The organism is Mariprofundus erugo (assembly GCF_005818865.1).
Lineage (GTDB): Bacteria > Pseudomonadota > Zetaproteobacteria > Mariprofundales > Mariprofundaceae > Mariprofundus > Mariprofundus erugo.
Map to the genome: position 1 here is coordinate 47,056 of NZ_VBRY01000006.1, position 25,573 is coordinate 72,628.

The 25,573-nt window shown below is 56.1% G+C and carries 24 protein-coding genes; 19 read left to right on the forward strand and 5 right to left on the reverse strand.

What is annotated here, in order from left to right; genetic code table 11:
* The first annotated feature begins 73 nt into the window (after positions 1–73).
* Positions 74–2,731 (forward strand): hybrid sensor histidine kinase/response regulator, encoded by a 2,658-nt coding sequence (locus FEF65_RS07270; RefSeq protein WP_161595205.1) that lies wholly within the window; start codon positions 74–76, stop codon positions 2,729–2,731.
* Positions 2,732–2,801: 70 nt separating this feature from the next.
* Positions 2,802–3,215, forward strand: a complete 414-nt coding sequence (gene arfB, locus FEF65_RS07275) for an alternative ribosome rescue aminoacyl-tRNA hydrolase ArfB (protein WP_138239148.1) — start codon at positions 2,802–2,804, stop codon at positions 3,213–3,215.
* Between the two features lie 244 nt (positions 3,216–3,459).
* On the opposite strand, the gene FEF65_RS07280 is transcribed toward arfB, so the two are convergent.
* Positions 3,460–4,254: a dienelactone hydrolase family protein gene (locus tag FEF65_RS07280; RefSeq protein WP_138239149.1), complete on the reverse strand. Its 795-nt coding sequence runs from the start codon at positions 4,252–4,254 to the stop codon at positions 3,460–3,462.
* Positions 4,255–4,357: 103 nt separating this feature from the next.
* On the opposite strand from FEF65_RS07280, the gene nadC reads away from it, so the two are divergent.
* From nadC to arsJ, 15 genes are all read left to right on the forward strand, one after another.
* Positions 4,358–5,206, forward strand: a complete 849-nt coding sequence (nadC, locus tag FEF65_RS07285; protein ID WP_138239150.1) for a carboxylating nicotinate-nucleotide diphosphorylase — start codon at positions 4,358–4,360, stop codon at positions 5,204–5,206.
* The gene (locus tag FEF65_RS07290) at positions 5,199–6,158 is read left to right on the forward strand and encodes a biotin--[acetyl-CoA-carboxylase] ligase (RefSeq protein ID WP_138239151.1); all 960 of its coding nucleotides are present in this window, start codon (positions 5,199–5,201) and stop codon (positions 6,156–6,158) included. The genes nadC and FEF65_RS07290 overlap by 8 nt, the downstream gene beginning before the upstream one ends.
* Complete coding sequence (locus FEF65_RS07295) at positions 6,155–6,961, forward strand: type III pantothenate kinase (RefSeq protein WP_138239152.1); 807 nt, start codon at positions 6,155–6,157, stop codon at positions 6,959–6,961. The genes FEF65_RS07290 and FEF65_RS07295 overlap by 4 nt, the downstream gene beginning before the upstream one ends.
* 77 nt (positions 6,962–7,038) lie before the next feature.
* Positions 7,039–8,085 carry a M14 family murein peptide amidase A gene (locus FEF65_RS07300; protein WP_238701247.1) on the forward strand — a complete coding sequence of 349 codons (1,047 nt, stop codon included), beginning with the start codon at positions 7,039–7,041 and terminating at the stop codon, positions 8,083–8,085.
* Between the two features lie 30 nt (positions 8,086–8,115).
* Positions 8,116–9,609, forward strand: a complete 1,494-nt coding sequence (locus FEF65_RS07305; protein WP_138239154.1) for an SPOR domain-containing protein — start codon at positions 8,116–8,118, stop codon at positions 9,607–9,609.
* Between the two features lie 96 nt (positions 9,610–9,705).
* Positions 9,706–11,088 (forward strand): DNA repair protein RadA, encoded by a 1,383-nt coding sequence (radA, locus tag FEF65_RS07310; protein WP_138239155.1) that lies wholly within the window; start codon positions 9,706–9,708, stop codon positions 11,086–11,088.
* A 48-nt stretch (positions 11,089–11,136) separates the two neighbouring features.
* Positions 11,137–11,730, forward strand: a complete 594-nt coding sequence (locus FEF65_RS07315) for a CvpA family protein (protein WP_138239156.1) — start codon at positions 11,137–11,139, stop codon at positions 11,728–11,730.
* A gap of 9 nt (positions 11,731–11,739) precedes the next feature.
* A complete protein-coding gene (gene purF, locus FEF65_RS07320) occupies positions 11,740–13,173 on the forward strand; it encodes an amidophosphoribosyltransferase (protein ID WP_138239157.1) in 1,434 nt (477 codons plus the stop codon).
* A gap of 8 nt (positions 13,174–13,181) precedes the next feature.
* A complete protein-coding gene (locus FEF65_RS07325; RefSeq protein ID WP_138239158.1) occupies positions 13,182–13,907 on the forward strand; it encodes an esterase/lipase family protein in 726 nt (241 codons plus the stop codon).
* A 127-nt stretch (positions 13,908–14,034) separates the two neighbouring features.
* Positions 14,035–14,937, forward strand: coding sequence for an adenylate/guanylate cyclase domain-containing protein (locus FEF65_RS07330; protein WP_238701248.1), 903 nt, complete (start codon positions 14,035–14,037; stop codon positions 14,935–14,937).
* A gap of 18 nt (positions 14,938–14,955) precedes the next feature.
* Entirely contained in the window at positions 14,956–15,279 is a 324-nt protein-coding gene (locus tag FEF65_RS07335) for a 2Fe-2S iron-sulfur cluster-binding protein (RefSeq protein WP_138239159.1), read from the forward strand.
* On the forward strand, positions 15,233–16,573 hold the full coding sequence (locus FEF65_RS07340) for a M18 family aminopeptidase (protein ID WP_238701249.1): 1,341 nt from the start codon (positions 15,233–15,235) through the stop codon (positions 16,571–16,573). Before FEF65_RS07335 ends, FEF65_RS07340 begins: the two co-directional genes overlap by 47 nt.
* Positions 16,573–17,301, forward strand: a complete 729-nt coding sequence (locus FEF65_RS07345) for a hypothetical protein (protein ID WP_138239160.1) — start codon at positions 16,573–16,575, stop codon at positions 17,299–17,301. Before FEF65_RS07340 ends, FEF65_RS07345 begins: the two co-directional genes overlap by 1 nt.
* Positions 17,302–17,431: 130 nt before the next feature.
* Positions 17,432–18,430: an ArsJ-associated glyceraldehyde-3-phosphate dehydrogenase gene (locus FEF65_RS07350; protein WP_138239161.1), complete on the forward strand. Its 999-nt coding sequence runs from the start codon at positions 17,432–17,434 to the stop codon at positions 18,428–18,430.
* Positions 18,430–19,647 carry an organoarsenical effux MFS transporter ArsJ gene (gene arsJ / locus FEF65_RS07355; RefSeq protein ID WP_138239162.1) on the forward strand — a complete coding sequence of 406 codons (1,218 nt, stop codon included), beginning with the start codon at positions 18,430–18,432 and terminating at the stop codon, positions 19,645–19,647. The genes FEF65_RS07350 and arsJ overlap by 1 nt, the downstream gene beginning before the upstream one ends.
* Positions 19,648–19,659: 12 nt before the next feature.
* Here the strand turns inward: arsJ and FEF65_RS07360 are convergent, their stop codons facing one another.
* From FEF65_RS07360 to FEF65_RS07375, 4 genes are all read right to left on the reverse strand, one after another.
* Positions 19,660–21,303, reverse strand: coding sequence for a pseudouridine synthase (locus FEF65_RS07360; protein ID WP_238701250.1), 1,644 nt, complete (start codon positions 21,301–21,303; stop codon positions 19,660–19,662).
* Between the two features lie 75 nt (positions 21,304–21,378).
* Positions 21,379–21,558 carry a hypothetical protein gene (locus FEF65_RS07365; RefSeq protein ID WP_138239164.1) on the reverse strand — a complete coding sequence of 60 codons (180 nt, stop codon included), beginning with the start codon at positions 21,556–21,558 and terminating at the stop codon, positions 21,379–21,381.
* Positions 21,559–21,607: 49 nt separating this feature from the next.
* Positions 21,608–23,155: an ABC1 kinase family protein gene (locus FEF65_RS07370; protein ID WP_138239165.1), complete on the reverse strand. Its 1,548-nt coding sequence runs from the start codon at positions 23,153–23,155 to the stop codon at positions 21,608–21,610.
* 43 nt (positions 23,156–23,198) lie between these two features.
* Positions 23,199–24,140: an MBL fold metallo-hydrolase gene (locus tag FEF65_RS07375; protein ID WP_238701260.1), complete on the reverse strand. Its 942-nt coding sequence runs from the start codon at positions 24,138–24,140 to the stop codon at positions 23,199–23,201.
* Positions 24,141–24,282: 142 nt separating this feature from the next.
* Between FEF65_RS07375 and lipB the strand changes: the two genes are divergently transcribed.
* Together lipB and dksA are read left to right on the forward strand one after the other, a co-directional pair.
* Complete coding sequence (gene lipB / locus FEF65_RS07380; RefSeq protein ID WP_138239166.1) at positions 24,283–24,918, forward strand: lipoyl(octanoyl) transferase LipB; 636 nt, start codon at positions 24,283–24,285, stop codon at positions 24,916–24,918.
* A 157-nt stretch (positions 24,919–25,075) separates the two neighbouring features.
* On the forward strand, positions 25,076–25,447 hold the full coding sequence (dksA, locus tag FEF65_RS07385) for an RNA polymerase-binding protein DksA (protein WP_138239167.1): 372 nt from the start codon (positions 25,076–25,078) through the stop codon (positions 25,445–25,447).
* Positions 25,448–25,573: the final 126 nt, after the last annotated feature.

The window sequence follows — 25,573 nt, forward strand, 5'->3', positions numbered from 1 at the left end:
TGATCTCTGAATGCTTCACGTCAAACGGGCAAGGGTGGGTGCATTGAAACTAAAAACCAGATTTATTGCTCTGATGGTTTTGATTCTGCTTGGTTTTTCTCTGGCAGCCTGGCTCTATTCCGAGCATTTGATGTCGCGCATGAATGAAGAGTGGGCGCAGCAGCTGGCCGAGCGGCAGGTTAAATTCGACAAACACCGTACGCTTTCCCCGATTATTCGCGAGGTGGGTCTGGCGCTGAAAATGGCCAGTGAACCGGCCCTGATTCAGATGGCACTGCATGAAGATCAGCCGGATGTGGTCAAAGCGGGCATTGCACTGCTTGAGCAATATCGCATTGATTTTCACGATCACAGTTATTTTGCCGCATTTTCCAAAAGTGGGCATTACTACACCAACGATGCGAGCAACCAGTATCATGGCAGGGAGTTGCGCTATACCCTCTCAAAGGAAAAAGAGAGTGACACATGGTTTTTTGCCACGCTGGCCGGGCACAAGGATTATGATATCAATGTCAATGAGGATACCGAGCTTGGTGTGACCAAGGTGTGGATCAATGTGCTGATCAGGCAGGGGTCGAAGGTATTGGGCGTGATCGGTACCGGTATCGATATTTCCGAGTTTTTGAATGAGGCGGTGGATACGGTGCACCCGGGTATTCAAAACCTGCTGGTGACGCGTGATATGGCCATTCAGATCCATCCCGACAGGGAACTGATTAACTATGCCAGTGCGTTCAGGGCATCAGAAAAAAATATCAGGCTGGATGCCTTGTTCAGAAATCCGGCTGATATTAAAAATATTCAGCAGGCGATGGATCAGCTGGAAAAGAACAGCAATACGATCAGGATGTTACGGGTTGATTTCAGAGGGGAGAAAGAGCTGCTTGGCATAGCCTATCTGCCTGAAATTCAATGGTTTGATCTGACGCTGATGAATACAAGAAAGCTTTCACTGTTCCATGATATCAATTATCTGCCGTTATTATTGGTCGCCTTTTTTCTGGTTGCCGTACTGTCGGTATGGGGAGGATTGAGCCACTGGATTCTGGGGCCGCTAACACGCCTGCAGGATGCGATGGAAAAGATTGAACAGGGTAACCTGGGAACCAGTCCGCCACTGGTGGGTACGGGCGAGATTTATCACCTTTCGACCCGTTTCAGAAGTATGTTCGAGTATGTGCGCGAAACCAACAGGGCACTTGAAGATACGGTCAAAGAGCGGACCACGCTGTTGCAGAGCGTGCTCGATAATGCGCCGCTGGCGATCTGGATGGTCGATTGCAACGGCCGTATTCAGTTCGTCAACCGTACCTTCTGCAACGAGACAGGGATCGGGGAGAAAATGTTTCTGCAGGCGGCCCATTACTCCGAGGTGTTGCCCCTGGCGCAGTCGGCAAGTTATCGTCAAACAGATCGCGAATGTCTGGCTGATGGCGATGGGGTGCATGTATCAAGCGAATGGTTGACGTTCGTCGATGGTGAGGAACATCTGCTGGAGATCATCAAGGCCAGAGTGGTGGATCAGCATGGCATGGTGCTGGGGATGATCTGTCTGGGCGCCGATATCACCGAGCAGAAGCGGCTTGAAGAGCAGCTGTTGCAGTCCCAGAAAATGGAGGCGATCGGTACACTGGTGGGTGGCATTGCCCATGATTTCAACAACACGCTGGCTGCAATCAAGGGCAATATCTATCTGGCCCGGCATCAGATGAATGACCGGCTGGTAGTGGATGCCAAGCTAAACTTTATTGAAGAGCTGGCCGATCGGGCGGCCGAGATGGTGAAGCAGCTGCTGACATTTGCCCGCAAGGATATGGTCAGTACACGTCCGTTTTCGCTGACCTCGTTTATGAATGAGGAGTTCAAACTCTCCAGAAGTATTATTCCGGAAAATATCGACTACAGCATGCGGCTGAGCAATCAGGAGCTGATTATTCACGGTGATGCAACCCAGCTGCAGCAGGCATTGATCAACCTGCTCAACAATGCACGGGATGCTGTTGCTCATGTGCATCAGGCAAGGATTACCTGTGCGCTTGAGCTGTTCAGTGTCGATGCGGATTTTCTCGCCAGGCATCCGGAGATCAGGGGTGAGCAGCTGGCGCATCTGAGTGTTGAAGATAATGGTGCGGGTATCTCACCGGATGCGATCGGTCACATTTTTGAACCGTTCTTTACCACCAAGGGGGTCGGTGAAGGAACCGGGCTCGGGTTGTCGATGGTCTATGGTTCCATTCAGACTCATGGCGGCGTGATCGAAGTGGAGAGTAGCCCCGGACAGGGGACTGTGTTCCATATTTATCTGCCGCTGACGGAGGTGGGTGAATTGCCGGTGGAGCTGGAGGAGGAGGAGGCCCTGGAGGGCAGTGGTGAGACCATCCTCCTTGTGGATGATGAGGTGGCAGTACTGAATACGACAGGGGAGGTGCTGCGGGGGCTTGGCTATCATGTGCTGCTCGCCTCCAATGGTGAAGAAGGGTTGCAAACCTACCGGGATCATGCCGCTGACATTGATGTGATTATCAGTGATGCGGTGATGCCGAAAATGGGCGGTGTTGAGTTTGCCGGCCATGTTCGCCGCCTCAATCCGGATATACCGGTGATTATTATCACCGGTTACGACCGTGACTGGGCGCTGAAGACCCGGCGTGTCGAAGTGGAAACGCTGTTGAAGCCTTTCTCGATTGTGGAGCTGAGCAGGGTTTTGCACAAGGTGATCCATCCTGCATAGCCATGCGCAGGCAACGTTTCGGTTATTTGACAATGATGGCGTAGCTGCCTGACGTCGTTTGATGCGGACCATGTTGTATATCACCGGCAGTGTCTCGATTCCTGTCGACGAGATCGAAATTCACGCCATTCGGGCTCAGGGCGCCGGAGGGCAGCATGTGAACAAGGTTGCCAGCGCCATTCATCTGCGCTTTGATATTGGCGCTTCATCATTGCCGGATGTCTGTAAGCAGCGGCTGTTGGCGTGGCAGGACCAGCGCATCAGCAGTGAAGGGATTCTGATGATCAAGGCGCAGCAGTTTCGCAGCCAGCAGATGAACCGGAGTGATGCGCTGGTGCGTCTGCAGACGCTGATCAGGGCCGCGATGGCGATAGTCAGAACACGCCGTCCGACGTGTAAAACACAGGCCTCGGTAGCGCGCCGGCTGGCGCGAAAAAAACGACGCTCCGAAACCAAATCCCTGCGGAAAAAGGTGAGGGATTGACCACAGGGGCGGTCACGGATGGCCTGCCAGACCAGCGGGTGAATAACCGACTTAAGCAAGTGCTGATCTGTCGGCGCTTGCGAGCGAGCCATGGACGGATCCACAATCCGGCAGCATAGCCGGATTGGACGGCTTTGCCGCCGCCAGGAGGGCAATCAATCAGCATCTCCTTAAAGAGCGCGCGCTTTCATCCTGCATTCGGATGTCGGGCCGGAGGCCTTGTATCACGACCGCCCGGCAGATGTTACCTGCCGGGGTTGAATGTATGGCGCAGAAATTTCTGCATTGCCTGCCAGGAGTCCTCATCCGCTGCTTTATTGTAGGCCAGAGGCATACCGAAGCGGGCAGCAAACGAATCGGCATCAGGGTTGGTAAAGCTGTGCTTTGCACCCGGATAACGTTTCAGTGCGTAGTCTGCCCCGGCGGCTTTCATCTCCTGCTCGAATGCATCGACCTGTGCCGGCGGAACAAAAGGGTCATCTGCTCCGGTAAAGACCATGATGCGAGCCTTGATCTCACCCGGTTTTGCCGGCGCGGTCGTGCCCAGTGAGCCGTGAAAGGTGACCACTGCAGCCACATCAGCACCGGCGCGAGCCATGTTCAGGGCAATGCCACCGCCCATGCAGTAACCGATGACAGCAATTTTTTTCGCATCCACGCCAGGCTGCTCCAGCAGCACATTGAGGCCGGCCTGAAAGCGCTGATGTGTGACGCCGATATCGCTGGTTGCCGCCATCATCAACGCTTTTGCATCATCCGGGTGATCTGCCACGTTGCCGCTGCCGTACATATCGAGCGCGAAAGCTGTGTAGCCAAGCGCGGCCAGCATTTCTGCTCTCTTGCGTGCATAACTGTTATGCCCCCACCACTCGTGGACGATCAGTATGCCGGGGTGCTCCTGTGTCAGGGTATCATCGAAAGCCAGATAACCGGTAAAATCATTACCATCGACCTGATAGACGATCTCCCTTGTCTGGATCTCGGCATGGGCCGTCAGCGTGAACATCGATAGTAAAAGGATTGAGAATAGTTTGAACATGGCTACCCCGCGAGATCGGATGCCAGCCATGTGAGTCGATGGCATGGCAGGGGCGAATGTGCCTGCTCTTATCAACTGAAGTCAATATAGCTAGAGTTTCGGCATGAATGAGTGGGTGAATATACTGATCGCGCAGGCACTGCGTGAAGATGCCGCAGGGGACGATCTGACCGCGCAGGCAACGATTTCTGCGACGACCATGGCAACGGCCCGGATTACGGCCAAACAGTGTGGTGTCATCTCCGGCATGGCCGTGGCCGATGCCGTGTTTGAGGCTCTTGATGCATCCATTGGTCGCCAGTGGCATGTGGCGGATGGTGATCGCGTGCAGACAGGGGATGTGATTTGTGAGTTGCACGGCGCGGCCCTTTCGCTGCTTTCGGCTGAACGTACGGCCCTGAATTTCCTGCAGCATTTGTCCGGTATTGCCACCGCGACACGGGCTTTTGTTGATGCTGTATCCGGAACCTCCTGTCGCGTTGCGGATACGCGTAAAACCACCCCCGGGTTTCGTCAGCTTGAGAAGCAGGCTGTGGTGCATGGCGGTGGCGTCAATCATCGCATGGATTTGCGCAGTGGCATGCTGATCAAGGAGAACCATATCGAGGCATGCGGCTCCCTTTCCGATGCCGTGCATGCCTGTTATCAGGCCGGGCACGATGTCTGGATCGAGGTCGAGTGCGAGACGCTGGATGAGGTGCGTGAGGCGGTTGCCGTTTGCCCGGATATTATTCTGCTTGATAATATGGAGCCGGCCATGGTGGCACAGGCAAGAGCGATGGTGCCTGCATCGATGATGCTTGAGGCCAGTGGCAATATCACGCTGACCAATGCCCGGGCCTATGCCGAGACAGGGGTGGATCGTATTGCTATTGGTGCTATCACCCATTCGGCACCGGTGCTGGATCTGTCGATGCGCATTCTTGCCGCTGCTGTAGCGGCCGATGCATAGCAGTCGCGCCTATATTCTTGATCGACTGGGAAACAGCCGGTTGCCGGTCTCCGGCGATCAGCTGGCCGATGAGCTGAACCTCTCCCGCGCCGCTATCTGGAAACATATTCAGGCATTGAAAAAAGGTGGCGCGATGATCAGTGCTCATCCGGGCAGGGGTTATATGCTTGAGGTACCGGTTCTGACGGAAGGGCTGCTGCGCGCACGCCTGTCGACCCGCTATATCGGCAGACGCCTGATGCTGGTGGAGGAGACAGGCTCGACCAATCAGGATGTGATGCAGCTGGCAGGGCAGGGCGAAGCTGAAGGGCTGGTACTGATTGCCGATCGTCAGACCCGGGGGCGCGGCCGTTTGGGGCGCTGCTGGCATACGATGCCGGAATCACTGGCGGTCAGTGCTCTGTTGCGTCCCCCGTTGCCACCCGAACAGGTGCCGCAACTGTCGTTACTGACAGCTGTAGCACTGCATGAGGCACTGCATATGTATGCGCCGGATATCCGCATCAAGTGGCCGAATGATCTGCTCTGCCACGGCGCAAAACTGGCCGGTATTCTGACTGAAATGCGGGCGGAGCCGGGGTGTATGCATGCGGTGGTACTGGGCTTTGGTATCAACCTGCGTGCCCCTGAAAATGGCTGGCCGGATGATATTCATCAGGCTGTGACCGATCTTGCTTCGGCAAGCGGGCGGGTTGTGTCTCGACTTGAGGTCGTTGCGGCTGTGTTGAATGCGCTTGATCGCTGGTATGAACTGTTTTTGCAGCAGGGGTTTGCGCCGGTCAGGGCGGCGTGGTGGCAGGCCCATGCCGCGAGCGGACAGCGCGTGCGCGTATATGATGGCAGGGAATATATCCATGGTGTGGCAGCAGCGCTGGAAGCGGATGGCGCCCTGCTGCTTGAAACAAATCAGGGTACCCGGCGCATTATTGCCGGGGATGTGGAACTATTATGAACAATCATGTGAACAATCACAGCTTGATGCTGGTCGCCGATGTCGGCAATACCCATATGGTATTCGGGCTGTATGGTGGCGATGCCCTGCTGGCGCACTGGCGTCTGGCCAGCGCCAGAGACTATACGCCGGATGAGCTGGCCTGGCAGTTACACGGGATGTTTACCCAGTCCGGTTATACGGCTGCCAGTGTGGCCGGTATTATGGTGGCCAGCGTGGTGCCGCATCTGGATAAGTCACTGGCGGCCGCTTGCGGGCGTATTTTCGGGCAGCAGCCTGCCTTTGTCGGCAGCAACGAGGTGAAAATCGGCATGGCCGTGGATTATAAGCATCCGCGTGAAGTGGGAGCCGACCGGATTGTCAATGCGGTTGCTGCCAGAGAACGATTTGGTGCGCCGGTGATCGTCATGGATTGTGGTACGGCGACGACGTTTGATGTGGTGTCACCGGCCGGTCACTATGCCGGTGGTTTGATTATTCCGGGGGCGGAGGTGGCGCTGGCGGCACTTTGTCAGCGGGCGGCGAAGCTGCCTGAGGTGACACTGGCACGATCAGAGGTGCTGATCGGTCGGGATACGGCCACCAGTATGCAGGCCGGCAGTTACTGGTCGGCAGTGGATGCACTGAGCGGCCTGATAACCCGTTTGCGCGGGCAAGCCGGTTATGGCGCGGCTCCGGTGGTGGCGACAGGTGGTCTGGTGCCACTGTTGATTGGTGATTTGCCTGCGGTTGATCATCATTTGCCATATCTGACGCTGGATGGCCTGAAGCTGCTTGCTGACCGTCATTTTCGCGCCTGCTGACGGATATGCCCCTGATTGAGCGGGTGGCGGATCGAATCGTTTGGCAGCGGGGGCCGGCAGGGCTATCGTTGCCCCCCATGCGCACGCTGTATTCCCGCTTAAAATTCGGTACCAACCTGCTGCAGACAGCTTTTTTGTTGTGTGCTCTCTGTGTGCCTGCTGCTTCAGCTGCGGTTGTGCAGCCGAATACAGCGCCGGTGGCGGATGAGTGTCACCGTATTGGTCAGAAGCTTGGCAGTGTCAGCGAGGCATCGTGTCTGGCCCGCCATCTGACCGATTCGGGCGGTCGCTCTGTCAATGGGCAGTCCATTCTGCTTAAAGAGTATCCGCCGCTTGGCGATCGTAAACCGGTTGCCCGTATCCTGCTGATTGGTGGTACGCATGCCGATGAGTACTCCTCGGTCAGTATCGTTTTCAAGTGGATGGAGACACTCGATCAGCATCACTCCGGTCTTTTTCACTGGCATGTTACGCCGTTACTCAACCCGGATGGGTTGCTGCAACGTCACTCCCTGCGTTTGAATGCGCATGGTGTTGATCTGAATCGTAATATGCTGACCCCCGACTGGTATCGGCAGACCAGTCAGTACTGGCTGGGGACCGGCAAGGATCCCCGTCGTTATCCCGGTAGTGCACCGCTCAGCGAGCCTGAGACGGCCTGGCTCTACCAGGAGGTGCGCAGTTTCAAACCGGATGCCATTGTTTCGGTCCATGCACCTTATGGTGTGCTGGATTTTGACGGACCTCCGGTCGGTCCCAGTGATCTCGGTTTTCTGCATCTGAAACTGATTGGTACCTATCCCGGTTCATTAGGTAACTGTGCCGGTGTCCAGCATGGTATTCCGGTGATTACGGTGGAGTTGCCTTACGCAGGCATCATGCCGACTGCGGCACAGATGGACCGGATGTGGACCGATCTTGTGCGCTGGTTGCGCCATAATGTGCCAAAAGAAAGTACGATCGAGGCCTACCATCGTTTCGATGAGATTACCCGCTCGCTGCAGGCATCACTGGTGCATGAGGATGGCATGCCGGATGAGAAGCGTGCTGTTGTTGCTGTGTCGGCAGATGCTCGTGCGGCACCCGCTTCGGGTGCGAATGCCACACCTGAATCAGATCGTTAATTGAGGAGTACAATGAATTTTCAGGCGCTCATGCCAGCGTTATGGCTCGCTTTGTGGTTGGTGGCAACACCGGCATTTGCCGGTATCACCCATCAGCAGGCCTATCAGATGCTCAAGACGGGCGATGCACCCATGGTGGCCACTTTGCCCAAAGGGGAGCGGGAAATTCTGATGGCCACGCTGGCAATGGAAGAGGGGCACAGCAGTGAGGTGATCGATATTCTGAGCAGTCCCAATGTCGGCAAGGATCCGGTTGCAGCCCGCCTGCGGGCAGAAGCCTATCGCAGGCAGTCGGTGAGTGCGGCCATGCGGGCCGGTCGTTATGCGCATGCCATGTCTGAAGATATCGGTAAACTCAAACAGGCTGGTATCGGGCTGGATGCCGCAAACCAGCGCTTGCAGGCTTTTCTTGATCGGGTAGATCAGCAGGGCGAGGCAGAGAGGCAGGCGGCAGAGAAGCAGGCAGCAGAGAGGCAGGCGGCAGAGAGGCAGGCAGCAGAGAGGCAGGCGGCAGAGAGGCAGGCAGCAGAGAGGCAGGCGGCAGAGAAGCAGGCAGCAGAGAAGCAGGCAGCAGAGAAGCAGGCAGCAGAGAAGCAGGCAGCAGAGAAGCAGGCAGCAGAGAAGCAGGCAGCAGAGAAGCAGGCAGCAGAGAGGCAGGCGGCAGAGAGGCAGGCGGCAGAGAGGCAGGCGGCAGAGAGGCAGGCGGCAGAGAAGCAGGCAGCAGAGAAGCAGGCAGCAGAGAAGCAGGCAGCAGAGAGGCAGGCAGCAGAGAGGCAGGCGGCAGAGAGGCAGGCAGCAGAGAGGCAGGCAGCAGAGAGGCAGGCAGCAGAGAGGCAGGCAGCAGAGAGGCAGGCTGATGCGCAGTTGCTCGATAGCGTCACTCAGGCCGTTACCGAGTGGCGCCGGGATTGGGAGTCTCGCAATACAGATGCCTATCTTCTTCACTACCACAAGGCATTCAGAAGTGGTAAATACAATTATGCGTCATGGGCTGCATACAAACGACAGGTCAATGCCGGCAAGAGCTTTATCCATATCGATATCAGCCGGATCACACTGATAAGCAGTCTGGTGAAAATCGATCAGGGCGAAGCAGTGCTGGTTGAATTCCGTCAGCAGTATAAGTCGAATAACTATACCGCCAACAGCCGCAAGCGTTTGTATCTGGTGCGCAAGAGTGCCGATCAGCCATGGCTGATCCTGGCCGAGGGCAATGGCGAACTTCGGCCGCGTGAGGCGGTTGCCCGTTCCATGGCTGGTCAGCCATCGGCATCCAGCACGGCCTGGGTGATTAATCTGGCCTCCTATGATTCCCGCTCAGCGGCTGAGAAAATGGCAGAGGCGCTCACGCTGCCCGATGAGATACAGGCATCGGTTTATACAACGGTCGCCAAAGGAAAACAGGTGCACCGGGTGCGTGCAGGCAGTTATGCCAGCAGGGCTGAAGCGAACGATGCCATGGCATCGATCTGCCCTGATCTGGGCTTTCGTGATTGCTGGCTTGAGCAGGCAGAATCAAATTAACGGCTGCTCAGCGATGCGGATTCCCCGATATTGCCGCGATATGGCGAAAGGGTTGCCGGTGATTGCGGCCGAGTCGGTTCAGCCGGGAGCGATATAGTGGCCAAGTCCCTTTTTGTATGTCAGTCGTGTGGTGCAGAACACCGCAAGTGGATGGGGCAGTGCCCGGATTGTAATGGCTGGAACTCAATTACCGAGCAGGTGATCGATGGTGTGGCAGCCAAAGCGGCCGGCAAAGGGCGGGTGTTGAATACCTCGTCAATCACCGATATCAGCAGCGAACATTGCCCCCGTCGCTCCACTTTGATTGAGGAGTTTGACCGGGTGCTTGGCGGCGGGCTGGTGCAGGGCTCGGCTGTGCTGATCGGCGGTGACCCGGGGATAGGTAAATCGACCTTGCTGTTGCAGGCCGCCTCAAAGCTGGCAGGGGCAGGTACGGTACTTTACATCACCGGCGAGGAGTCTGTGCAGCAGGTGAATTTGCGCGGGCAGCGGATTGGTGCGATGCATCAGAGTTTGCAACTGGCTTCCGCCTGTGAGCTTGAATCAATGCTGGCCACGATTGACAAGGTGAGGCCTTCGGCGGTCATCATTGATTCGATCCAGACGACGGTAAGCAACCGCCTGACCAGTGCACCCGGCACGGTATCCCAGGTTCGGGACTGCTCGGCTGCTCTGATTCAGCATGCAAAAAAATGTGGTCATGCGCTGATTCTTGTCGGCCATGTGACCAAGGATGGTGCACTTGCCGGGCCGCGCGTCCTTGAGCATATGGTGGATGCGGTGATCTATTTTGAGGGTGATCGCGGCCATGCCCACCGTATTCTGCGGGCGGTGAAAAACCGTTTCGGCCCGGCCGGTGAAATCGGTGTGTTCGAGATGACTGATGCCGGCCTGATCGGGATTCGTGATGCATCGCGCATGTTTCTTGCCGAGCGGGCCAGGGATGTGCCCGGCTCTGTCGTGCTCGCATGCATGGAGGGGACACGACCGCTGCTGGTTGAGGTACAGGCTCTGATTGCGCCGACGGTATATGCAACGCCCAAACGATCGGCTGTCGGTGTTGATGGCGGGCGGGTGGCGATGCTGACTGCAGTGCTGGAACGGCGAGTCGGTTTGCCGCTGAGTCAGCATGATGTCTATATCAACATTGCCGGTGGTGCCCGCATTGCCGAGCCGGCCGTGGATCTGGCGGTATTGCTGGCGATGCTCTCTGCATTTCAGGAGCGGCCGGTGCCGGCAGAGGTTGCTGTATTCGGAGAAGTGGGGCTGACAGGTGAGGTTCGGCCGGTTGGACAGCCGGAGGCACGGGCCCGTGAGGCAGCCAATCTCGGCTTTAGCCGCATCCTGTTGCCAAAGGAAAATCATGAGAGGGTGCAGAAGGCAGATATCATTGCTAATATGCGCGCCGACGCACAGATACCCATTGCGCTGATACCGGTCAGACAGCTTGCGGATGCCGCACAGATGCTGTTTGGCTGAAGTGTATCCGCCCTGTGGGGCAGGAGGCGGGATGGACAGAGGACGAATTTGAACTTTGTAGATTATATTCTGATTGCCATCGTCGGTTTATCGATGGTGCTGTCATTGTGGCGCGGCTTTGTGCGCGAAGTGATTTCATTGATCGGACTGGTTGCGGCGTTTTTGCTGGCCAGCCGTTTGTCAGGAATGGCGGGAGAGATGCTCGGTCAGTGGATCGGTAATGCGACCGTCGCTGATATTGCCGGATTTTCTCTTGTATTTGTTGGTGTGATGATTGTGGTCGGACTGGTCGGTGCGCTGATTCGCCGTCTGGTTGATCTGGCCGAACTAACGGCGACCGATCGCACGCTGGGCATGTTTTTTGGCGCAGCGCGCGGTACGTTGCTCATCGCCCTTTGCTTTCTCGTTTATAGTTCATATGCACGCCCTGATGCCAGCTGGCTCAAGGAGAGCAAGCTGGTTCCCTATGCCCTGAATCTCGGCGATATGCTGGGGCGCATGATTCCTGAGGGATATCCGTTTTCCAGGCAGGGCAGTGATAAATATGTGTCGCCACAGACAACCAGTGAGCGAATGCAGGATCTGATCCCCATCAAGGACAGGCAGGAATTGAAATCCATTATTCAGAACAGCAGTAAATAAGAGGGTGGCATGAAACCGGAATGTGACAAGGCTGATCATTTTCATGACGAATGCGGTGTATTCGGTGTTTTCGACCATGCGGAGGCGGCTAACCTGACTTATCTCGGGCTATACGCACAGCAGCATCGTGGACAGGAGTCGGCAGGCATCGTCAGTACAGACGGACTGAAGTTTAATACCCATCGCGGTATGGGGCTGGTCGCCGATATCTTCCAGAAATCGGATCTCAAAAAACTGGTGGGCAGGCACAGTATTGGTCATGTGCGCTACTCAACCTCAGGTGATTCGGGGCTGCGTAACTGTCAGCCATTCTGCTATCAGTATGCGCATGGTGGTATTTCGATGTGCCATAACGGCAACATCGTCAATGCACCGGAGCTGCGTTATGAACTTGAAAAGCAGGGCTCTATTTTCCAGTCCACTTCAGATACCGAGGTGCTGATTCATCTGGTGGCACGAAGCCAGGGCGCGACGATGCAGGAGCGACTTGCCGAGGCGGTCAACCGTCTTTCCGGCGCATTCTCGCTGCTGGTGCTGGTGGAAAAGCGACTGGTGGGTATCCGTGATCGCAACGGTATTCGTCCGCTGGTGCTGGGACAGCTGGATGGCTCCTGGGTGCTGGCCTCCGAGACCTGTGCCTTTGATCTGATTGGTGCAACCTATATCCGTGATGTTGAACCGGGTGAGATGGTGGTCATTGAAAACAATGAAGTGACCAGCCTGTTCCCGTTCAAGTCGACAGAAGGCAAATTCTGTGTGTTTGAGTATGTCTATTTCGCCCGTCCGGACTCGGTGCTGGAAGGGGTGAATGTCTATAATGCCCGCTACAAAATCGGCATGGAGCTGGCCCGTGAGTCGGGTGTGGAAGCGGACATTGTGGTGCCGGTACCGGATTCCGGTGTGCCACCTGCCATGGGTTTTGCCGAGGTATCCGGAATTCCGTTCCAGATGGGGCTGATTCGTAACCATTATGTCGGTCGTACCTTTATCGAGCCGAAGCAGTCGATCCGCAACTTCGGTGTGAAACTGAAGCTCAATCCCAACCGCGAGCTGATCAGGGGCAAGCGTGTGGTGCTGGTGGATGACTCGATTGTGCGCGGTACCACCAGTCGCAAGATTGTTGAGATGGTACGTGCAGCTGGCGCCAAAGAGATTCACATGCGTATCTCCAGCCCGCCGACCAGACACTCATGTTATTACGGTGTGGATACGCCGGATTCATCCGAGCTGATGGCGAACAAGATGAATCTCGAGGAGATGTGCAAAGCCATTGGCGCAGACTCGCTGGCATTTGTCTCCTTTGATGGTATGTACCGTGCTGTCGGCAAGCCGCGTTCGCAGCATTGTGATGCCTGCTTCTCGGGCGATTATCCGGTGCCGATCGAGGGGCAGCGCTCACCGCAACTGTCATTGTTGCACTTCCACAACCGCCGCAAAGAGTAAGCAGGCCATTGAAACAGCCAACGGTTGTGCTCATCCACGGTCTGTTTGGTTTTACCCGATTGCTGTGGCTTGAGTACTTCCGTGTGGCCAGGCCTTTGTATGCATCGATGGGGATGCGGGTACTGGTACCCTCACTGCCCCCCGTTGCGACCATCCGGGAGCGTGCCGCCGTACTTGCCAGGCAACTGGCCGATGAGGCGGGGCCACTGCATCTGGTGGCCCATTCGATGGGCGGGCTTGATGCCCGCTACTGGATCTCCTGCCTGGGGGGCGGGATGAAGGTGGCGAGTCTGACGACGCTGGCCACGCCGCATCACGGCTCGCCGGTGGCAGATCATGTCTGTACGTCGCTTTCGCCATTCCGCCTGTTGAAGGGCCCCCATGCCCTGACGACCAGCGCCATGCAGCAGTTTAACGATACGACCCCGGATGATCCTGCGGTCATCTACCGCAGTTATGCTGCAGTGCGGCCGCTTGCCGAGCTGCCATGGCTGGTGCGCCGCTATGCCCGTATGATTCAGCAGCATGAGGGTGATAATGACTCACAGGTTTCCGGCACATCCGCCTGTTGGGGGGAGCTGGCGGGTTGCGTACCGGCTGATCATTTTGAGCTGATCTCGCTCAATCTCTGGTTTAATCCGTTTACATCGCGCTCCGTTTATGATCCGCTGCCGCTCTATCGTGAGATTGGCGAGTGGGTGCTTGAGCAGGAAAAACAGGCTCACGCCGGCTGACATTCCCTGTATTCATCAGGGCGAAGCATGATCGGTGATGCCGGCTGCTGGCGGTTTTGGCCCGATCATTGCTGACTGATGGCGGGCATGTTTTGCTCATGTACCTATGATGAAGGAGTCTTTTCTTTTGGATAGCATCGACGAAAAGGTGATCGGGGCCGGTATCAGTGGCTTATCGGCCGGGGGCTGCGATGGTCCGCCGGCGACCGGCAAATCCAGACGGATTATCATGTTTTGCGATCTTCGTGACTCCACCGATATTCTGTCGAATTTTGAGCAGGGAAAATATGGTAAGCACACAGATGGCGGCCACTGTTTCACCTATGAGAAGTTCATTTTTGATGTGCATAAAACCTCGTATGAATATCTCTATCTGGGTCATAATAAAACGCATACGGAAATTTATGGCGATGGTCTGATGGCGATTTTTCCCGAGGACAACACCAACTATATTTTGGAAAATATCTACAGCCTGACCAAGCAGATGCGTGTGTATAACGACTCCGAAGGAGTCGGTGTGGTTCGCCCCAGTATTGATATGGGGTTCGGTATTACCGTGGCGGATATTACGCTGGTCTATTACTATCTTGATCAGCGCTACCATCCAATTGGTATGGGGGTGCATGAGGCGGCGAGAATTGAGGGTGTATCAAAGTTTTACGATGCCCGTGTACTGATTTCCGAGCGATTCTTTCACGATACCGTTGCCTATATCGATGCGGATCCGAGATTTTCGTACCGCTTTATTGACCGGGTTTGCCTGAAGAATTTTCATGAGCCGGTTTCGCTGTATGAAATTCTGGTAGATAATGATCCTCGTTTTGATCAGAAAATCAGATCGGTACCGCTTTATTCAGAGGCATATGACAAATATTGTGCAGGCGATTGGCAGCAGGCCAGGGAGCTGTTCCTCCGGGTGTATCACGATTACGGTTTGGGGACGGGGCTGGTCATGGCCAATCGTTGTGAGCTGCTGGTTCAGCACCCGCCGCAAGAGTGGTGTGGTGTCTGGAGCCTGCAGGACAAGTAGTTATCGGGCTCCATCGTCATGGACGGAAAACACATTTTTGTAGCGCCAGATCAGATGGATCCGGCATTGTCGCTCAGGGACTTGCTGGCAGGCTGCCTCACCACATTGCCGGGAGAGTGCGGCGGAGCGGGCAAATGTGGTTGTTGTCTGGTGGCGATTGTAGCCGGTGAGTGTTCGGGCCTGACCCCTGCTGAGCAGAGCATGCTTGTTGCAGATGAAATCAGCTGCGGCTGGCGTCTGGCTTGTCAGGCGATCCCCGAAGGGGAGGTCGAGCTGATCGTGATCGGGAGAGAGGATGAGTACACAGATGAAAGCAGTCGAGGTGCCTGTGCAGAACCATGATTTTGTAAGCGGATTACTGGATTTTATTACACGTTCACCGACACCGTTTCATGCCGTGGCTGTCATGGTTGAGCGCTTGCTGCAGGCAGGCTTCACCCGCCTGCAGGAGAGTGATGCATGGATGCTTGAGCAGGGGGGGCTCTGTGGTCGTTTTTTTATTACCCGCAATGACTCCTCGATCATCGCATTCCGCCTGACCGGCCCTTTGACCGAGCATGGAATTCATATGGTGGGTGCCCATACCGACAGTCCCTGCCTGCGGGTAAAGCCCAATCCGGTGCTCGCTGCAGGCAAGTATCTGCAGCTGGGGGTCGAGGTATATGGCGGCGCGCTGCTGAACCCATGGTTTGACCGCGATCTTTCGCTGGCAGGCCGTGTCAGTTTTATCGATGCAGACAACCATATCGCCCATCGTCTGATCGACTGGCACAAAGCCATTGCGGTGATTCCAAGCCTTGCCATTCATCTGGATCGTGAAGTGAATGACAAGCGTAGCATCAATCGCCAGACCGATCTTCCACCTGTGCTGATGCGGCAGGATGGCGGGATGGCTGAGGATGGTACGGCATTTCATGCGCTGCTGCTTGCCAGAGTCAATGAAGAGATGCCCGATGATCTCCCCGCAGCGGCCAGGATTCTCGACTATGAGCTGAGTTTTTATGATATGCAGGCGCCTGCCGTGGTCGGCTTGCAGGATGATTTTATTGCTGCTGCACGCCTTGATAATCTGCTCAGCTGTTATACCGGTCTGATGGCATTGATCGCGGATGAGCATGGTCATAATGCGCTGCTGGTCTGCAATGATCATGAGGAGGTGGGCAGTATGTCGGCAGCCGGCGCTCAGGGGAATTTCCTGAAGTCGGTGCTCTCCCGCCTGTGTGGCAGTGATGAAGCGATGGCGAGAATGATGGCGACTAGCATGATGATGTCGGTGGATAATGCCCATGCCGTTCACCCCAACTTTGCCGACCGTCATGATCAGAATCATGGACCGGTGATCAATGAGGGGCCGGTGATCAAGGTCAATGCCAATCAGCGCTATGCCACCAATAGTGAAACCGGTGCGATGTTCCGGCAGTGGTGTGCTGCTGCAGGTGTGCCGGTGCAGTCGTTTGTCGTCCGTTCGGATATGGCGTGCGGCAGTACAATCGGGCCGATTACAGCCAGTGAGCTGGGGGTGCGGACCGTGGATGTCGGGGTTCCAACCTGGGCCATGCATTCGATTCGTGAGCTGGCCGGCTGTCAGGATGCATACAATCTCTATCGTGTGCTGTTGCACTACTTCGCCAATTGATGACCGGAGAGCGGAGCGGGGTGGCACCGGATTGCAGCAGGGTGCTGGCAGAGCATGGCCTGAATCTGCAGGCTGTCTTTAATCTCTCTGATTTACCCGATGGGATTCGTGCATCGATTGCCGGGGTGAGAGATGTGCACACATACAGACAGATGATCGTGTTCGGCCATGGCGGCCCCGCTCTCTGGCGATCGCTGTCGGCATCCGGTTGTATGCAAGGCGAAAATCCGGTCGATCACTTTTCGGCAGAGATCGTGGCCCGCTATTTTGCCAGCGAGAATCCTGATCATCGCTATTGTCTGTTGTATCCGGACAACCAGTTACTGCTTCCTTTGCAGCAACTGGGGGAACTGGCCGGCTGGCATCACCCGTCGCCGTTCCGCCTTGGTATCAATCAGTATTGGGGATCATGGTTTGCATATCGGGCCGTTGTCCTGGCTGATAGCTCATTTCCTGCGAGCAAGCCGCTGAGCGGAGCATCGCCATGCCAGGGTTGCGCAACCACGCCGTGTATGGCGGCTTGTCCGGTGTCGGTGGATGGCAGCATATCATTGAATGACTGTATGGATGAGCGTTCCGGTGAGGGATCGGCCTGCGCTTTTACCTGTCTTGCCCGCCTTGCCTGCCCGGTTCGACAGGAGATGCGCTACGAACCGGCGCAGATGGTCTATCACTATGGCTGTTCTCTGGCGACGATCCGTAGCTATCGGGCCTCATCAGCAGAGTAGTCTCTTACTCCTTCACGGCAGGGGATTCGTGTCATACGGATGACATATCCGCATATCAGGATTCGAATATATCTCTGCTGGGATATTCGCAATATTCATGCGATTGCTGCAGTGTGGAGTGGAGGTGGCCGTGATGGCACGTATCGGTATTAACGGGTTTGGTCGTATGGGACGGCTTGCTTTACGCGCCGGCTGGGGTCGGGATGAGCTTGCCTTTGTACAGGTGAATGAGATTGCCTGTGATGCTGCGGGATCCGCTCATCTGCTCAGGTTTGATTCGGTGCACGGTATCTGGGCAGCGGAATGCGGTGCTGATCGAGACTTGATGCGGGTGGATGCGAGCTCACTGCGTTATACTTCCAACACGAACATCGCCGATACCGACTGGTCGGGTTGTGATATCGTGATTGAGGCGACAGGAAAATTCCGCGCACCTGAACAGTTGCAGGCCTACTTCGAGCAGGGGGTGAAGAAGGTGGTTGTTGCCGCTCCCGTCGATGGAGCATTGAATGTCGTCTATGGTATCAATGATGATCTCTATAACCCGGCCGGGCACCATCTGCTGACGGCTGCTTCATGTACGACCAATTGTCTTGCTCCCGTCATCAAAGTGATGCACGAGAAGATCGGTATCGTGCATGGCTCGATGACGACGCTGCACAATTTGACCAATACCCAAACCATTGTGGATAAGGGGCATAAGGATTTGCGGCGGGCGAGGGCGACGGGCGAATCGTTGATTCCGACGACGACCGGTTCAGCCAGAGCCATCACGAAAATTTTCCCCGAGCTTGCCGGCAAGCTGAACGGCCATGCAGTGCGGGTCCCCTTGCTCAATGCTTCACTGACCGATTTTGTGTTTGAGGCAGCGCGTCCGGTGACGGTTGAAGAGGTGAATGGCTACTTTAAAGAGGCATCGGAAAGCGCGCTGAAGGGGATTCTCGGGTATGAGGAGAGGCCGCTGGTCTCGGTCGATTACAAGCATGATCCGCGCTCGGCCATCATTGATGCACCCTCGACGATGGTGGTCGATGGTACTCAGGTAAAAATCTATGCCTGGTACGATAACGAGTGGGGCTATGTCAACCGGATGATCGACCTGGTCTGCAAGGTGGCATCAGCACGCTGATGGAACAGGGGTTGCGTCACTACCTGACGGTGACAGGTGGCTACTGGGCATTCACGATCACCGATGGTGCCATTCGTATGCTGGTGGTGCTCTATTTTCACCAGCTTGGTTATTCACCGCTGTCGATCGCCATGCTGTTTTTGTTTTACGAGTTCTTCGGCATTGTCACCAATCTTGTCGGTGGCTGGCTGGGCGCTCATCTGGGGCTGAATCGCTGCATGCATATCGGGATGTTGCTGCAGATTGCAGCCCTGCTGATGTTGACGGTGCCCGATGGTTGGCTCGGTGTGGCGTATGTGATGGCGGCACAGGCTCTCTCCGGTATTGCCAAGGATTTGAACAAGATGGGAGCAAAGGCCGGGGTGAAGTTGCTTGTCCCGGCCGGTAGTGACAGCCGCTTGTTCCGCTGGGTTGCACTGCTGACCGGTTCTAAAAATGCGCTGAAAGGGGCAGGCTTCTTTATCGGGGCGGCACTGCTTGCCCAGCTGGGTTTTCGCGGTGCTCTTGTGGCACTGGCGGCTATGTTGACGATTGCGTTGCTGCTTACCTGGTGGTTGTTGCCGGAGGGGCTTGGCAGAATCAGGGGCGGAGCAAAATTCTCCCGTATCTTCTCCAAAACAGCGGCGGTCAATCGTCTGTCAGCGGCCCGTTTTTTTCTCTTTGGTGCACGGGATGTCTGGTTTGTCGTGGCCTTGCCTGTATTCCTTTATGATCAGCTGGGATGGAGTTTTACCAGTGTCGGTAGTTTTCTGGCACTCTGGGTGATCGGTTACGGAATTGTGCAGAGCATGGTTCCCCTGCTGTTTCGGCGTGCGGCTCCGGTGGGTGGTCGTACACTGGCGGTGTGGGCTGCTATCCTCAGTCTGCTGCCGGCCTCAATGGCTGGCCTGTTGCTGTATGGCGTGGATGCAGAAATGGTGGTGATGGCGGGGCTGGCAGGTTTTGCCATCCTCTTTGCGATCAACTCGTCGGTGCACTCGTTTTTGATCGTGGCCTGGTCGCAGCGTGAGCAGGTTTCGATGAATGTCGGCTTCTATTACATGGCCAATGCCGGTGGTCGTCTGGCCGGTACGGTTCTTTCGGGGCTGATCTATCAGTATCAGGGGATCAGTGGCTGCCTTGGCTGGTCAGCCGCATTTATACTCATGGCCGCGCTGATCTCGATGGCGTTGCCGGAACAGGTGGACTCCGATCACCAGTCCGGCGTTTGTGGTTGAAGGGTCTCTCGTTTAAAAGGGCGCGGCCGTTTCAAAGGTCAGTGATTCACGGCTGACCGGGTGGGTAAAGCAGAGGCTTCGTGCATGCAGCAGCATCCGCTTTCCGCTATCGCCGTAGAGTCCGTCGCCGACAATGGCGGCATTCAGGCCATCCCTGTGAGCAGCATGTACACGCAGCTGATGGGTACGGCCGGTCAGCGGGTAAAAGTGAACCCGGGTGGTTTGTTGCTCCCTGGCGATGATCTTCCAGCGGGTTCTGGCCGGTTTGCCATGCATATGACAAACCATTTGACGGGGGCGGTCATCCATATCGACACGCAAGGGCAGGTTGATTTCACCGGCGGCCGGTTCAGCCGGCAGCACTTTTGACAGCAACGCTTCATAGCATTTTTCCACCCGATGTTGAATAAACTGCTTTTGCAGCTGTTTATGGGTGCGCAGCTGTTTGGCGACAAGCAACAAGCCGGAGGTGCCCATATCCAGCCGGTGCACAAGCCGCAGCTCCGGGTATTCCGGATGGCGCTGACAAAGGCGACTGTAAACAGAGTCCTCAACCTCCTTGCCGGGGGCTGACATCAGGCCGGCCGGTTTGTTGATGACCCACAGATATGGATCTTCATAGATGATTTCCAGCTCGCCGGCATGGGTCGCAGCGCCGAAGCAGGGCTCTTTTTCCACCGCGATTCCCTCCAGCATAAACGGTAAAATCGGACGGCATTTTCCCCTGCATGCCGGGTAAAAGTGGCCATGATGGCGGATGCCGGTGGCAGGTGACGGCCCCCACCAGAACTCGGCCATGGCCAGTGGCTGCAGGTTGTGTTGGTTTGCGTAGTGAATCAGTTTCGGTGCGGCACAATCGCCGCTACCGGCCGGTGGTGTACTGTCGGCAAAAAAGTGAAGGATCGTTTGCTGTCGACCGGCAAAGTTATGCAGTCTGTAGGCGCCAAATACCTGCCGGTGCAGTGCACGTGATTGCTCGCTGCGTGAGCTCTTTAAATCGAGCAGCTGTTGTTCGATGGTCTCAAGCTGTTGTTGTATGGCATCCAGCCTTTGCTCCCAGGCAAGGGCTGTATCGGTCGCTTCACGTTTGTCATGCTGACTGGCCAGGGCAAGGGCCGCCATGCGCTGCTCTCTTTCATCGCAGGCAACGGCCTGCAACTGCAGACGTTGCATTTTGCGCTGCTCTTTGTTGCTGCGGTGGCGCTGCTTTAATGCGCTGATGGCATCCTGCCGCTGTTGTTGTAATTGTGATATTTGATGTCCGAGTTGCGCGCGTAGTGGTAAGGATTCCAGCTGCGAGATCTGTTCTGTAAGCTTTGTCAGCATGGCTCTGCCGGCAGGGAGAAAACTTTGGTGCAGGCTCTCATCGAATACCGGTGGCACGAATCCCGGCACATGCCAGCTGCCGCGTGCCATGCCCGAAAAGGCGCTTAAATAGCCGATATGCCCGGCCTGATCCCGTACGACCAGTACGCCGAACATTTTTCCTGTGCCGGTTGATAGCAGTCTGTTCATGTCATCACCGGCCGATGACAAACGCTGTTGCAGCATCCGTGCCGCCCGCTCAGCCAGCGGGTGCGGATGATTCAGGAAAGGGCTGGGCATCACGGCGGGGATGTCGCCATGTGCCGGCGTTTCGGGAAACAGCGTCAACATGTGCAGATGCATAGCCGGTTTTGCGCGGGCAAAGGGAAACACAGGCGCCCCGGATGGTCATCAATCATCATCTTTCTAATGATGCTCCTGCTCTTTTTTCTCTTTTCTGTGCTCAGGCTTGCGCTGCTTCTGTTCGTTGTCCCTGTGGGGGTGTGCCGCTGCCGGAAGGTGGATGTTGACTCCCGGGAGAGGGTTGACGTTGACGCTGCAAGCTGAAAAAGCGACTGCCAGTATGGCAGCTACAAAAAGATTCATGATTCCTCCGGATGTGATGGGGCCGTGGCGACGGGTAAGCTGTACAGCGCTACTCCAGCCAGACCCGGTAATGACGCTCCTCAAGGGTAAAATCCAGCAGTGTTTGTGGCTCAAGTCCGTTCTCCTGCAGTTGCCTGCTGATTGCATGCAGATCGATATTCAGTGCCCTGATCCGGGGCAGCATATCGGCTGGCAGCAGGGAGTGCAGCTCCAGTGCACTTGCCGCCGTCAGGCTGATATCCATCGGGGTATTGTTCGGGCGGGCAATTTGAACGCGCAGGGTGGTGGCGCTGCCTGCAGGCAGTGGTGCGCTTGCAATGGCGGACTCATCCAGCTGCCAGCGCAGGCTGTAATCCAGACTCTCCCGGCTTAATGCCTGCTCAAGCATGTCAGACCAGCAGAGGGTGGTGTCCAGACATTCGATCTGGCTGACCAGTCCCTGGAAGATACGAACGACCAGAAACAGGTCCGGCGGGGCGGCCGAGCGGAATAACCAGCGCTGATCACCGAAGAGGGCCCCGACGTGATCGGAAAGTTGCCATGTGCGGGTATCAAATGGTGCATGGTAAACAAATGGCTGAAACAGAATCCGGGCCAGTTCGTCCAGCTGCCCCCGGATCGGTTGCAGCTTTTGTGCATCAAAGCCCAGCCCGACAAAGGCATCAAAGCTGTTAAGACCGGTTTTACCACGTACGCCCTGAATCAGGTTTAACAGCGCCATGCGACGGTGTTTCGGGATGCTTACCATGCAGCCATAATCGAGCAGCACCATCTGCGGACTGATCTCATCGTAACAGAACAGCAGGTTGCCCGGATGCGGGTCGCCATGCACAAGCCCCAGCTCAAACAGGCTCTGCCACAGCGTTTGCATGATGGTTTCCGCCAGCTTTCTGCGTACCTGAACGGGCCAGGTGGCAGCCTCGGCAAGCCGTTTCCCGTCGATCCACTCCTGCACCAGTATCTGCCCGGTACACAATTCCGGATAGATACGGGGAACACGCAGGCCGGGAACGTCGATGGCATGATAAAAATAGTTTTGCTGCTGCATTTCATGCAAATAGTTTAATTCGTCGAGCAGGGTCTCGCTCAGGGTGGCGTGATAACCGTCCAGATCAAAGTCCCAGCGTTTGACCGGCCCTGCTTTCGGCATCATACCGGCGATTGACAGTTCACTGGCAATGGCCGGACGAATATCGGGATATTGTACCTTGATGGCGACGGTCCGGCCGGGTGTATGTTGTCCGGCATCGGTAGATAGTCTGCCCTTGTGAACCTGGCCGAGAGAGGCGGCACTGAAGCTCTCATCAATGTCATCGAGTACGCTTTCAAGCGGTTGCTGCCACTGCTCTTCAAGCACAGGAATGATATCTTTGAGTGGCCACGCCCTGGCACTCCGGGTCAGCTGGGTCAGGGCGCCCTGATCATTCATGCCGGCCATGGCCTGACCGATTTTCATGCCGATGCCGCGGCGATCCGCCAGCAGCTCTGTTAATCGCTGCTGGGCCGCCTGCCGGGTTTCATCCTTTTTGCTGCGGCGAATCTTGCGAAGCAAAAAAGCGCTGTGCAGCAGGTAGATGGTTCGTTTGATGATATTCATCGCTGTGACTCACAAGGACCGTGGCCGGAGTTTGCTGCCCGGGTTACGGTTGATGCCCCAAATGTACCTCAATCTGCGGGTGTCTGGCGACCAGTGCCTGCAAGCGCTGTAAATTTTTGAGATTTTCGGCATGGTCTGAGGTGAAGTCCCCCGGTTCGGTGGCATGCTCCCAGCCCCAGCGGGTAATACATGTGTCGCCACTTAACAGCACCGGCCCGTGCGTGGTGCGAATGAGAAATGCGGTGCTGCCTGCTGTATGGCCGGGGACGCTGATCACAAACAGCGAGCCATCGCCGAATACATCCATGATTCCCTCAAAACGGTGTTGAGGATCGGGCTGAAACTGCCATAGCTGTAACGGTGGCATTTTTTCCAGCAGCTGGTCGGTGGCATTGCGGGTGAAGAAATTTTTGATGCCTGTTTGTACCGGTTCCGCCGAACCGGCATAGAGGGGTATATGTGCCGGTATATCGGTCATGCCCATGATATGATCAAGGTGAAGATGGGAAAGAAAGATGCCGGATAATTCGCCATCAGCCTGTTGCAGTATCTCTCCGGTGCCGGTTTTGATGTGCATGTGGTCCAGATGCATGACCTTTCTGATCAACCAGTTTAACCCCTCTTTGCCGGGGTCGGCCAGCAGTGTTTCCGATACGCCCGTGTCGATCAGGTAATGGCCGAACTTCGGATGGGTGAGAAGATAGACATAAATATGTGTCGGTTCACTCCTGTCCGTTAAGCCTGCTTCCCTGGCGGCCGGACTGTCGAGGTTCAGCATGCCCGAGAGTGGTCCCTGCCAGTCGGCGCTGTCGATGGACTCAAGCCTGATCGGTCCAGGCTGTTCAAGCCGTTGCTCCATGGCATCACTGCCCGTACTGATCCCCAGGCCGGATCGGGCTGTCGGGTGAGAGGTGGTCATGCAGCCTTGCAGCAGTACAAGCATGCTCAGGGTTGTCATCAGGCGGGGGGTATTCAGGCGTATCATCAATCAGTATCTCCGAAAAAAGGGGCCATTCTTGTGGAGGCGCAGGTGAATTGCCATCCTGGCACATGTGCACTTTTACCTGTGTGCGGCCGGTCCCTGTCATTGCTGGCAATCGGCCGGATGGCGGTGATATGCTGCGCCAATGGAACAGAGCGAATCAGAGATGTCGTTGCCGTCGTGGCAATGGCTCGGGCGGCAATCATATATGCCTTGCTGGCAACGGATGCAGCAGCGGGCAGCGGCTGTGGCTGAAGGTGTGGCCGATGAGGTGATCTGGAGCTGTGAGCATGAGCCGGTCTATACCACCGGCAGGCGAGGGGTGGATAATCGCACCGGCTCTGCCTTGCCGGCGCCGCTTTTGCAGGTTGATCGGGGAGGGGAGACGACATTCCACGGTCCCGGCCAGTTGCTGCTCTATCCGGTCATTGATTTGCGCCGGCGCGGTATCGGGGTGCGCGACTATGTGGCCATGCTGGAGCAGTCCTGTATGAATCTGCTGGCTGATATGGGGGTCGACAGTGGCCGACGCTGTGGTTTTCCCGGTGTCTGGATCGGTTCAGGCAAGGTGGCGGCACTGGGTGTACGGGTCACCCGCGGGGTGGCTTTTCATGGTATGGCGCTGAATCTTGCTGTCGAGTCGCACTGGTTTACTGCGATCAATCCGTGTGGTTTGTCGCTGGCGGCGGTCAATGTCGGTGCGTATGTTTCTGTACCGTCGATGGAGGTTATGGCCGGCCAGTGGTGTCGCTCCTTCGAGGCCCTTCTGGCCGGGCGGTAGTGTTCATTATCGCTGTTTTTTCTGTATTTTATCGATTTTTCCGAATATAATCAGACCTGTTTCGGCTTTGTTTACACCCTGCTTGTGAATCGCTATGGTTCACGCCCTTTTTGGCTGATCCGTTTTTCAGGATAGCCCTATGTTGTAGGAGAAAATCATGCCACTGACCAAGAAACAACTGTCTGAGTTTGAAAAACAACTGGTGGACTGGAAGGCTGAGCTTGAAGTGGGCCAGAGTGCAAATGTTCAGGCCATGACCGAGATGGAGCAGACCTCGTTCCCTGACCCGACTGACCAGGCAAGCATGGAAACAGATCTCGATTTTGATCTGAGAATCAAGGATCGTGAGCGTAAGCTGATCAGGAAAATTGACCAGGCGATTGCCCGCATCAAGGACGGTGAGTTCGGTGAGTGCGAATCGTGTGGCGGTGCGATCAGTGTCAAGCGTCTGCAGGCTCGTCCGGTCACCACCCTTTGTATCGACTGCAAAACAGCTCAGGAGCAGGAAGAGCGCACCCGCTCCGACTGATTTTCGGCTGACAGAGGGGATCTCTCCTCTGTAACGTCCGCTTCTGTTACCGTATCAATCACCAGGGCCCGCGCATGTCGCGGGCCTTTTTATGTTGATCCGGCAAGCGGCTGATGATGTGGCGGC